This window comes from Allobacillus sp. SKP2-8, assembly GCF_007559355.1.
Classification (GTDB): domain Bacteria; phylum Bacillota; class Bacilli; order Bacillales; family Alkalibacillaceae; genus Allobacillus; species Allobacillus halotolerans.
In genome coordinates this window covers 53,775-65,297 of the sequence record NZ_VMHF01000010.1, presented here as the reverse complement: position 1 = coordinate 65,297, position 11,523 = coordinate 53,775, and the positions used below count along the sequence as shown (strand labels likewise).

The 11,523-nt window shown below is 39.3% G+C and carries 11 protein-coding genes; 5 read left to right on the top strand and 6 right to left on the bottom strand.

The features are described 5' to 3' along the window. Nucleotides 1-75: 75 nt before the first annotated feature. From FPQ10_RS09025 to FPQ10_RS09015, 3 genes are all read right to left on the bottom strand, one after another. Entirely contained in the window at nt 76-1,206 is a 1,131-nt protein-coding gene (locus FPQ10_RS09025; RefSeq protein WP_144163180.1) for a CaiB/BaiF CoA transferase family protein, read from the bottom strand. A 154-nt stretch (nt 1,207-1,360) separates the two neighbouring features. Next, entirely contained in the window at nt 1,361-1,894 is a 534-nt protein-coding gene (locus FPQ10_RS09020) for a hypothetical protein (RefSeq protein ID WP_144163178.1), read from the bottom strand. A gap of 104 nt (nt 1,895-1,998) precedes the next feature. Then, nucleotides 1,999-2,562: a TetR/AcrR family transcriptional regulator gene (locus FPQ10_RS09015; protein WP_144163176.1), complete on the bottom strand. Its 564-nt coding sequence runs from the start codon at nt 2,560-2,562 to the stop codon at nt 1,999-2,001. 141 nt (nt 2,563-2,703) lie between these two features. On the opposite strand from FPQ10_RS09015, the gene FPQ10_RS09010 reads away from it, so the two are divergent. Then, entirely contained in the window at nt 2,704-3,624 is a 921-nt protein-coding gene (locus FPQ10_RS09010; protein WP_144163174.1) for a DsbA family protein, read from the top strand. Between the two features lie 174 nt (nt 3,625-3,798). Here the strand turns inward: FPQ10_RS09010 and FPQ10_RS09005 are convergent, their stop codons facing one another. Next, nucleotides 3,799-4,710, bottom strand: a complete 912-nt coding sequence (locus FPQ10_RS09005; RefSeq protein WP_186278629.1) for a cation diffusion facilitator family transporter — start codon at nt 4,708-4,710, stop codon at nt 3,799-3,801. A 268-nt stretch (nt 4,711-4,978) separates the two neighbouring features. Between FPQ10_RS09005 and FPQ10_RS09000 the strand changes: the two genes are divergently transcribed. Further along, entirely contained in the window at nt 4,979-6,118 is a 1,140-nt protein-coding gene (locus FPQ10_RS09000; protein ID WP_144163170.1) for a tetratricopeptide repeat protein, read from the top strand. A gap of 56 nt (nt 6,119-6,174) precedes the next feature. Here the strand turns inward: FPQ10_RS09000 and gdhA are convergent, their stop codons facing one another. Then, a complete protein-coding gene (gdhA, locus tag FPQ10_RS08995; protein WP_144163168.1) occupies nt 6,175-7,551 on the bottom strand; it encodes an NADP-specific glutamate dehydrogenase in 1,377 nt (458 codons plus the stop codon). Nucleotides 7,552-7,670: 119 nt separating this feature from the next. Here gdhA and gltC point away from each other — a divergent pair, with 119 nt between their 5' ends. After that, nucleotides 7,671-8,582, top strand: coding sequence for a glutamate biosynthesis transcriptional regulator GltC (gene gltC, locus FPQ10_RS08990; protein ID WP_144163166.1), 912 nt, complete (start codon nt 7,671-7,673; stop codon nt 8,580-8,582). A 355-nt stretch (nt 8,583-8,937) separates the two neighbouring features. After that, a complete protein-coding gene (locus FPQ10_RS08985) occupies nt 8,938-9,645 on the top strand; it encodes an SDR family oxidoreductase (RefSeq protein WP_144163164.1) in 708 nt (235 codons plus the stop codon). A gap of 233 nt (nt 9,646-9,878) precedes the next feature. On the opposite strand, the gene FPQ10_RS08980 is transcribed toward FPQ10_RS08985, so the two are convergent. After that, nucleotides 9,879-10,187: a DUF3784 domain-containing protein gene (locus FPQ10_RS08980; RefSeq protein WP_144163162.1), complete on the bottom strand. Its 309-nt coding sequence runs from the start codon at nt 10,185-10,187 to the stop codon at nt 9,879-9,881. A 1,068-nt stretch (nt 10,188-11,255) separates the two neighbouring features. On the opposite strand from FPQ10_RS08980, the gene FPQ10_RS08970 reads away from it, so the two are divergent. Continuing rightward, the gene (locus FPQ10_RS08970; protein ID WP_144163157.1) at nt 11,256-11,510 is read left to right on the top strand and encodes a DUF6199 family natural product biosynthesis protein; all 255 of its coding nucleotides are present in this window, start codon (nt 11,256-11,258) and stop codon (nt 11,508-11,510) included. Nucleotides 11,511-11,523 lie beyond the last annotated feature (13 nt).

Sequence of the window (11,523 nt, the reverse complement as noted above, 5' to 3'; positions counted from 1 at the left end):
GGGTATAGAAGTCTACTATAAGACTTTCCGGTAACTTTGCACGGTCGCTCGAGGGTATAGAACGCCGTCTCCCCACTAAACTTGCTTTTTATCCGCCAATTCTTCAAGGATTTCTTCCGTATGTTCACCATGTTTGGGTGACGGGTCAGTTGCACGACTTTTAGCATTTGATAATTTTATCGGATTTCCAATCATTTGCTTCAACCCCGATTCACTCGATTGAATCATCTCACGTTCTTGTAACTGAGGATTTTCTAGCATTTCATCGAACGCATGAACAGGTGTCAAACAAGCCTCCAACTGTTCAAAGTTTTTGAGCCATTCCGACTGGGATTGTTGTTTCATAATCATTTCGATTTCAGCAATCATCTCATTTTGAACATCAAGAGCGGCATGTTGTAACGGAACAAAATGTTCACGATTGATTCCTTCACAAAACGCCTTCCAAAATTTCGCTTCAACCGCACCGAGGGCGACATACTTCCCATCCTTCGTCTCATATACCTGATAACATGCATAACCGCCATTCAACAATTCTGATCCACGCTTTGGCGAAACCCCCGCTACATGGTTTGGCAGCATCATATGTAACCAAGAAACCACGCCATCCAACATGGAAATATCAACAAACTGACCTTCCCCCGTTTTCTCTCGTTCGATAATCGATAGTAAAATGCCAACCACTGCCGGATAGGCTCCTCCACCGATATCTGCAATCTGGGTCGACGGTACGATTGGTTTCCTCTCTTGATCTCCCATTAATTGCAGTAAACCAGCATAGCCCAAATAGTTTAAATCATGCCCTGGTTCTTGTTGAAATGGGCCATTTTGCCCGTAACCCGTAATAGCACAATAAATAAGACCTGGATTCACAGACTTTAACGTTTCATAGTCCAAGCCAAGACGTTCCATCACACCTGGACGAAAAGACTCAACAATGACATCAGCCGTTTCGACCAAATTCAGAAAAGAATGCTTATCCGCTTCATCTTTTAAATTTAGTACTACACTCTTTTTATTCCGGTTCAGTGAATGGAAGACAGCGCTATTTTCATCTACTTTTGGTTCAAAATCCCGCAAATAATCTCCTCGGCTAGGGTCCTCAATTTTAATGACTTCCGCCCCAAAATCCGCTAACATCATCGTACAATAAGGACCTGGCAACAATCGTGATAAATCTAATACTCGAATGTGATTCAAAATCATTTGCATCACCCCATTTAGCTATCGTATTTATCTTAATTGTAGCTGGAAAATTGTTTTATTGTAAGAGTTTTTAGATATTTTACACAATTCCTTTTATGAGCATAAAAAAACTCAGACTGAGTCTGAGTCCCTTCGTATGTTCTCATTAAACCATTTATTTCTCACGGGGCCATATAAAATAAGTTAGAGAAATCACATTATCAACAATGACAATAATTCCCCAAAACTTGAGTGTACTCTCTAGGACGGTCGTATCTGTGTCATTTCCTATGTAATAAATCATGAATAATAAAATTGCTCCCCCAATCATATACGCCAAAATATGTTGGAGCGAGCCTTTCATACTATGTTTCGCATATTCGATACCAACACGACGGGGCGGTTTTGGTCCTTCTCGTTTTACATAATACGCAAAACGTTCGTCAGCCCATTGAATGATGCTTTTTCCATAAATAATAGAGACCGCAATATAAATAGGCGCAATCGCATCAGCAGTAGTCGGCTCTCCACCTCGATACATATCAATCCCAGTCACTAAAATTAAGATTAGATCAACAACTGGCGTCATCGCTAAAAGGAGGATGCCTATTCTTTTTTGGTTAAAGATATACCTCATCACTAATCCAGCAATAATAAAAATCCAAAAACCAACCTCACAAGCTACAATTGTCCAGGCGATTAAGTTCATGTGTCACCCCCATCAAATATAATTGCCGTACAATATACACTATTTTCGCGACATTCATAGAACCTTTATTGTTCTAAATACGGCTTCATTGTATTAAAGATGTTTTATTCTTTTACAAGTTTGACTAGATAAGGAATGACAGATTGGATATACCCCTCTGGTTTTTCATCAAAATGGTATTTTTTCCACTGATCAGACGCGCCGTACAATCCCCAGGCGAGCATATTAGACAATATTTTTAATCCTTGCTCTTTGAAGTCCTTCTCCTCTTGTCCGTTTGCCAACAGTTGAAAAATAACTGTTTCAAGCTGTTCACGAATAATACGGGCGATCGTCTCTTCGTATCCTCGATGACATCGATTGGAAAGAGATTGTTGGAATTCAGTAATGGCTAAAAACATATCGGTTATTGATTGCTCGTCAAGCGTTCGTCCGTCGAATTGGTCAGCACTCAAATTGATTAACAGAACTTCGGATAATGCTTTTTCCAACAGATCGTGTATGTCTTCAAAATGATAATAAAAGGTCGCTCGGTTGATCATCGCTTCTTCCGTAATATCTTTCACGGTAATATCCCGAAATTCTTTTTGTCCGGAAAGATTGATAAACGAATCCATAATAAGCTTTCGGGTCCGCAAAACTCTTAAGTCTGTTTTTGCTTCGGACATGATTTTCACCTCATTATTTTCAACACTTTCTTAAATGTGTCGGATATACAACAGATTCAATGTTTTACTGGTTTTTCTCTTCTATATTATCGACTATGATGGAATCACAAGCAAATTGAATGTTTAAGAGGAGGAGTTTCAATGAAAAATAATTTAATATGTGATCCAAATACAGGTGTGTGCGGTGTCGGCGATGAAGAAGAAATGGAGGTAATTGATTTGAATCAACCACAAAAAACAATCGACGTTTATTATGTTACGGACCCAATGTGTTCACATTGCTGGGCAATTGAACCAGTACTACGACGTTTCAGAAAACAGTACGGTCACTATTTCCGTTTCCATACGGTGATGGGTGGTTTGCTGGAAAAATGGGGAGACGGACCTGTTGACCCAGCTAACGGAATTTACGGACCTGCTGATGTCACAAAACATTGGCGCGAAGTCGGTGAGCAAACACGGATGCCAATCGACGGATCACTCATGCAAGACAATCCAGTGCAATCATCATACCCTGCATCAAGAGTATTTAAAGTCATTCAAAATATGCACGGAGATGATGTTGCAAGCACTTATTTACGTCGTACACGGGAAGCTGTTTTTGCTTTCAACAGAAATATTTCTGATAAAGAAGTACTCGTGAAAATAGTAGATGACATGGGGCTCGAAGGTGAAAAAATCGTTACACAAGCGGAAGAGCCTAGTGCACAAAAATTGTTGAACGAAGACTTCCAGCAAGCGAGAAATCTTGGTGCGATGGGCTTCCCTTCTATTTTAATGATTAATGAAGAGAAGAAAGGCATTAAGATTGTCGGCGGTCGTCCATTGGATGCATATATTCAAGGATTGAAACAAGTGTTAGGCGTAAATGAATTAGAGCCGAAAGAGCAACCAACGCTTACGGAACTACTCGCTGAAGAAGAGCTTTTATTTTCTAAAGAAATTGAAGTGATGTATGACGTGGATCAAACGAATATCGCAAGCTTTATCGATGAGCATCTGAACTCGGAACAATATGATGAAAATGAACTGCTCGGTGAAAAGTATATTCAAATAAAATAATGTTACTGAAAAGCCCACGAAACGTTGATTTTGTGGGCTTTTATTTATGAGCGTAAATACTTAGCGACTGGCGTAACTCTGCCCGATAAATGTGGTGAACCGTCCGACAAACGCGGCGAACCGCCCGACAATCACGGCGAGCCGCCCGACATATGCGAGGCTAAGTCTTGTTATTTATGCCTTTTGATCATGATGACAAACCACTGAGTCCCCATGTCCGTGATCTTCACTCTCGAGCTGAACCGTCACATGTCCGACTCCTTGTTCCTCTAACTCTGATTCGATGGTCTTCAAGATATGCTGACAGTCACGAATCGGAAGGTCAGAATTGACTACAGCGTGGCAGGATAAAGCGTTTTGGCCGCTCGTAATACTCCATACGTGTAAATCATGGATGGATTGAACACCCTCAACATTTTCGATTGTTTCAATGATTTTATCCATATCGACATTTTTCGGAGTTCCTTCCATTAACACATGAAAAGATTCCTTTGATACACGAAGACCACTGATTAAAATCAGGATGGAGACGAGAACACTTGCTGATGGATCTGCCCATCCCCAACCGAAAAACATAATCAGTAAGGCTGCGACCATGGCACCGACGGATCCTAATAAATCGCCCAATACGTGTAAGAATGCTGCGCGAAGATTCAAGTTTTCTTCTGTATCACCTTTATTCATAATCCAGGCAACAATCAAATTAACAACGAGCCCAATTACCGCAATGATGAGCATCCCTGTTGATGCAACCTCCGGTGGATCAATAAACCGATGATATGCTTCATAAAAAATGTACCCAGCAATTAATATTAATGTGACACCGTTAAATACTGCCGCTAATATTTCAAACCGTTTATAGCCATATGTTTTATCATAATTGGCCGAGCGTTCCCCTAATGTAAACGCCAAAAATGCGACTCCCAATGAAATGGAGTCACTAAGCATATGGCCCGCATCGGCAAGCAAAGCCAAGCTGTTGGTGATCAAGCCGCCGATGACTTCAACAACCATGAAAACAGTTATAATAATGAAACTGAACATTAATGACTTTTTATTCGCAGAATGTGAATGATCGTGTTCCAAATACAATCCTCCTTACAGCACAAGTAGCCTTTATGGTTTTCCAGAATCCATTTTTCAGAAAATACGATACGCTCTGTAGTCTACAATTCCCGAAATGGACCATACATAACACACTGTTCATTCCAATGATACACAATAAAATCCGGAAATTAAGCACTTCCATCTTTATTTTTCACTTTAATCGAACTATAATTCAACCGTAATGACTTCATTATTCAACCAACCATTGATAAACTAAAAACAGAAGAACAATCGAGGTGACAAAGTTATGGATATATTTGATATTGACGCACAGCTTGAACCACTATTCACAGAAACAAATAAAGAAGATTTGGAAGACATTAAGGATGAGTTCAAAAAAGCTAACTTCCGTAGTTTGTTGACAAAAATTGAACCACTTCAAGAAAAATATGAAGATAACGCCGAGTTGGTCACTGTTTTATCACTCATTCATGCAATTAGCTATTCACAAGTCGGCGAACAAAAACAAGGTGCGGAGATTATTAAAGGGCTGTATGAGGAGCTGGAGCAACCGACAATTGATGACCTCATGCTCTATAGCCACCTTGCTTATTTAAATGATTATAAGCTTTCAAGACGAATCATGTCGGACGCAGTTAAAAAATTTGATGACGAAGAAGACGTAGACCACAACAAAAAGTCGCAAGCTTATTTATTGCTTGCGGAGGCTGAAGAAAAATTACAAAAGTTCGGTCGAGCGATCAAGTACTATTCGATTGCATTGGAACAGCTAGACCCAAATCATGAGGAAGAATATGATCTCGTACTTTACCAAATGATCAAACTCGGGAATCTTCATTCAATCAAAAAACAAAATGATGATGCCGTTCATTATTTCAAGCAGGTTGTTGAACTGGCGAACGAGGAATTTATTCAATACAAAATCGACAGCTTAATTAGCTTAGGAAAAATCGCATCAACGAAGAATGAATATGATGATGCTGTTTCGTATTTGGACGAAGCCATTACGCTATTAGAGAAATCATCCATTCAAGACAAAAGTATTTTCATTGAAGCCTATGTTGAAATGGCATACACCTATTTCATTCAATCGAAATGGGGAGAAGCCGTGCCATTTTATGAAAAAGCAATGAAGAAGTTACGTCAATTAGTAACCTATCCGAAAAGAGACTATGGAATGGTACTCATGCAATACGCATATAGTTTGGAAAATAAAGACCATCCGGACCAAAAAGCTGCCGGCAAAACATATGAACAAGCCATTGATGTGTTAGAAGAAGTGAATGAACCACAACTACTAGAAAGTGCGCTTGGTGATACGATTAAATTTTTCGATAAAACCAACCAACAGAAAAAGAAACAGCACTATGAAGAAAAGTTTGTTCAATTGACAAATGAACGTTCACTGCATAACCATATCCATTAAATAAAAAAGCCAACCAGGAGCTATACAGCTCTTGATTGGCTTTTTTTAATGAGAATTTATACACCTTGTGCAACAATCGCATCGGCGACTTTTATAAAACTTGCGATATTCGCTCCGACGACAAGGTTCTCGGAATCATCATATTTCTTCGCGGCTTCAATGCTTTCCGCATAAATATTTTTCATAATTTGTTGCAAACGTGCATCGACTTCTTCTTTCGTCAAATGTGTTCGCATATTATTCTGGGCCATTTCTAATGCTGATACAGCAACACCACCCGCATTGGCAGCCTTTGCTGGAGCCATCAATACGTCTTTGTCCAGTAAATAATTTACCGCATCATACGTACATGGCATATTCGCGCCTTCACCAACCGCTTTCACATTATTTTTCACCAATGCTTTTGCGGCATCGAGATCGAGTTCATTTTGCGTGGCGCATGGCAATGCGATATCACAAGGAAATGACCAAATATGTTCGCATCCCTCTACATACTTTGCATTTGAGTAGACGGTTGTATAATGCTGGACACGTTCTTTTTCATCTTCTTTAATCTGCTTCAAAAATTCAATATCCAAACCGTTCTCATCATAAATGCAGCCAGATGAATCACTGCATGCTACGACGGTCGCACCGAGTTCAGTCGCTTTTTCCATGGCATACAAAGCAACATTCCCGGAACCGGAAACAACGACTTTTGCACCTTCAAAGCTGTAGTCGTTATCTTCAAGCATTTCTTTTACAAAATAAATCGTTCCATAGCCGGTTGCTTCTTTCCGTCCTAAACTTCCACCAAACGCAAGTGGTTTTCCGGTCAACACGCCTGGTTCAAAACTATTACGCATTTTTCGGTACTGTCCAAACAAATAACCAATCTCTTGTTCGCCAACACCGACATCCCCTGCAGGCACATCGACATCCGGTCCGATGTGACGGCTCAATTCGGTCATGAAGCTGCGACAAAAACGCATAATTTCAAGGTCGGACTTCCCTTTCGGATCAAAATCCGCTCCACCTTTTCCACCGCCAATGGATTGTCCGGTCAATGCATTTTTGAAGATTTGTTCAAAGCCAAGAAATTTTACAATACTGGAATTGACCGTCGGGTGAAAGCGTAGGCCTCCTTTATATGGCCCGAGCAAGTTATTGAATTGAACTCTGAACCCACGATTTACTTGAACATTGCCTTCATCATCGACCCAAGACACTTTGAACGAAATCATGCGATCCGGTTCAACAATACGCTCCAAGATATTTAACTTCATATAAGCGGGATATTCATATAAAACCGGCTTAATTGTATCAAAAATCTCCCTAACGGCTTGCAAAAATTCGTATTCGCCCTCATTACGCTCTTCAACTTTTTTATAAACGCTTTTCATGTACTCATTTACTTGGTCTGTTTTCACTTCATTTAACTGACTGATAGACATAGAACAACCCCTCACATGATAGACTTTCTCTTTTATCTATCTTATAATAAATCAAATAATCGTTTCAATATAACAATTACATCAAACCTATGCATTAATTGCATGAATGGAGGTAAATGATGGAATTTAGACAACTGGAATACTTTATGGAAGTAGCCAAACGCGAGCATATGACTGATGCAGCAGAAGAATTGCACGTCTCACAATCCTCTGTCAGTCGCTCTATTTATAATTTGGAAGAAGAGCTTGGTGTTAAATTATTCATACGCGAGGGAAGAAATGTCCGTTTAACGCCAACAGGACAAATTTTTCTCGAGCGAGCCACGCAAATTTATAATTTAGCCGAAGAATCCAAACGAGAAGTGAAGGAATCGTTAAATCCTTATTCAGGTACGGTAAGAATTGCTTTTCCGATCAGCATGGCAGCACACACACTGCCTTCGATCATATATGCGTTCAGAAAAAAATATCCTGATGCGAAGTTTGAAATGAATAATGCATTGTTCAATGACTTAATCGGTGGCGTTAAAAAAGGCGATTACAATATGGCCATTACTGCACCGATTCCTAATGATGAGCAAGATACGCAAATCAAAAGTCGAACGCTATTCCGCGAAGAAATTGTCGCTCTACTACCGCTTCACCATCCATTGGCAAAGAAAAAATCGATTTCTTTACTCGAGTTAAAAGATGACCCATTTTGTATCCTGCCTGAAAGCTATATGTTCCACCAACTTGTGCTAGACTCTTGCCAGAATGCGGGCTTTGAACCTGAGATTGCCTTTGAAGGAACCGATATCGATGCACTCAAAGGATTGGTTTCTGCAGGACTCGGCGTTGCACTCATGCCCGAAATGACATTGATTGATAATATTCCTCGCACCGCGACGACCGTACGGGTGAATGATCCCGTCATCCACCGACCAGTAGGCGTTATCATTCCGACTCAGCGAACGTTGCTGCCCACTGAGCAATTATTTTATGATTTCTTGCATGAATATTTCGAGCGATTGGATCAGTTTAGGGCTTAGGTAGTGGAGACCGCTAGTGTGAGTTTCTAAACACTCCTTCTATTCAGGGGTAGTGGCACTTTTTCAGCGAGCTAGCCCCGATTAGAGCGCTTCTATTCGGGGGTAATGACGATTTTCGATGAGCTACCCTCGATTAGAGCGCTTCTATTCGGGGGTAGTGGCAGTTTTCGGCGAGCTATCCTCGATTAAAGCGCCTCTATTCGGAGGTAGAGACGGTTTTCGGCAAGCTACCCTCGATTAGAACGTTCCGAATAACGGCATCTATCCCCTTTTAGAAGAGCTTAGAAAAAGAGTATGTTAAACTTACAGCTAGATGAGTATATAACTGGAAATTTGGCGAGGAGGAATCATGGAAATGAGTCAATTAACTGGAAAAACAGCAATCGTTACGGGTGCTAGCGGCGGAATCGGTGAAGGAATCGCTGTAGAACTTGCAAGCGAAGGTGCAAATGTCATCTTGGCTGCTAGACGTACTGAAAAACTAGCAACCGTTAAGGAACAAATTAAAAAACAAGGAAATGACAATGTTCTTTCCGTGCAAACTGATATTTCAAACCAAGAAGATGTCGAGCAGCTCATTAAGAAAGCGGAAGAAAAGTTTGGTCAAGTTGATATTTTGGTCAATAACGCCGGCCAAGTCCTTTCTGGCCCTGTCCGTTCAGGTAAAGTCGATGAGTGGGAAAAAATGATCGACACCAACATAAAAGGTACGTTGTATGCCATTGATGGTGTGCTGCCAGCGATGGTTGAACGTGCGACGGGACATATTGTTAACATCGCTTCCGTCTCCGGTTTTGAAGTGACGAAAAAAAGCACGGTCTATAGCGCAACGAAATACGCAGTACGCGCTATTTCTGCTGGTTTGGAGAAGGAACTGGCGAAGACCGGAGTACGCGTTACCAATATATCTCCAGGAATGGTTGATACGACACTCGGCGGAAGAACACCTTGGCCTGAAGATCGAGAAAAATTGAAAACGAAAGATATTGCCCGAGCAGTCGTTTATGCAGTCACTCAACCTGACTATGTAAACGTAAATGAAATTACTGTAAGACCTGTTTAACATGAAGACTTTATTTTAAAACTTCCAAATAGTAACACGTTCAGTTATAGAAAAGTAAAGTGTTAGTCACACACCAATTGGCACCCTTATTAACAATATTTTAACAGTACAATTAGCAAGCAAAAAAGGCTGAGTTATCTCAGCCTTTTCTAGTGTTTTCAATTATCTTTTTGCTTCATAATCGCGCCCATTTGCTATATTACAACTTTTAACTGTTTGAGTTGAAACACTTTCTATTTTTTAAATCTACCTCCAGTATTTATGTATATAAGCATAAAAACAATCACAGCTAAAAATAGAACTAGACCAATATAGAACAACCACTTAAGATCGTATGCTACACTGAGTAACCAGAAGATCATACTAAATGACAAAGCAAACATCTTTTTCCCCATAAACTTACAGAGTGCAATCACGTCATACTTTTCTTTCTCTTCTGAGGGCATTGTGTTAAATCCTGCAATTAAAAAAGATCCTTTTCCGTTGATAAATACAAATCCTAATCCGAGAAATAGTCCAATAACTAATAGCATAATAATCATTTGTATCCCATCCATTTATCATATTATTTTAGTTACCTTTTTTTTAATTATATATGGATGAATGCTGTAGATATTTCAGTCAATTGGATTTATGCATAAATTTGGTCCATTCCTTCCAATATTAGGCGCCAGTTCTTATTTGACAATCGCGGCCGTTTCCAGAATACTACTTACCAAATACTTCTTGATTTTCGAATACCTGTCTTCTTGTATAATGGCGAATCGAAAAACCATAGATTGTAAATAACAGCAAGACTAATACCCATATAGCGTCTCTATACGTTTCATATGGTATGTTCGCTATAATACGGTGATAAAATTCCAAGACAAGCCAGCCAACAGGAAATACAGGAAGTGCGTATTTAGCTGATTTGGCTAATATTTATTTTCTCTTTTTCGTTTTTGGAATCCTCGCTTCTAGAAAATTTGATATACATAACAAGAGCATATATGAAAAATGGAATTATCAATGCACCTATAATAAGCATTAATGATTGGATCCCCCTTACATTAGTTTCCTTTTATTCTGCTATGTGGCCCATTTGAAACGTAATCCTTACTAAGCAATCGCGCCCGATTGCTGAACAACTTTTATCTAAAAAACACTACAATCAATAAACTAATAGCAAAGAGAATAAATGCAAACTGTATCGTGAAATACATAACTAACTCAATTGAGGCAAGTTTTCTTTGCTTTTTAGTCTTTTCTAAATGCCTTAGATAGAAACCAGAACTTATAATAAGCAAAACACTAGCAAAGACTCGTAAAATTTCTACAAAAATAATCAAGTATATAACTCCTTTCCATCCAAGGCACTTTTCCGTAAAATGGTCCGATTGCTGAATAGACATTTGTATATCTCTATATTAATATTATCATACATATGTCAATACCTTCTAAATAATCTGACATCTAAGCGGAGTCCCTTCTTCAGCTCAAACGCTTTGATTACTGAGTGTTGGAGGGCATATTATCATCATAATCATCAGTATAAATAGCAGGGTTGTTTAAGAAAAGAGATATTAATAGGATGTATCGTATATGTTTTTACAATTGGGGGATGGGCAATGTTATTCATCATCATCGTATTATCAATACCTGTTTATGGTGTTGGGATATGGAGCTATTATGAACCAGAAGAAAGTTTTTTCTTTTTAAATCGGTGGAGATATAAAGAAGTTCCTGAGCTGTCGGATATTCAAATTAAATTGATCAGAATCGGAAATATCATTTTTTTGATTCTGTGGACTATCGTAATCGTTGTTGTAGCAATTGATACTTTTACTCCTGAACCCACTTTCCAGCTATCCCAGAAAATTTGAGGGCTAACTAAAA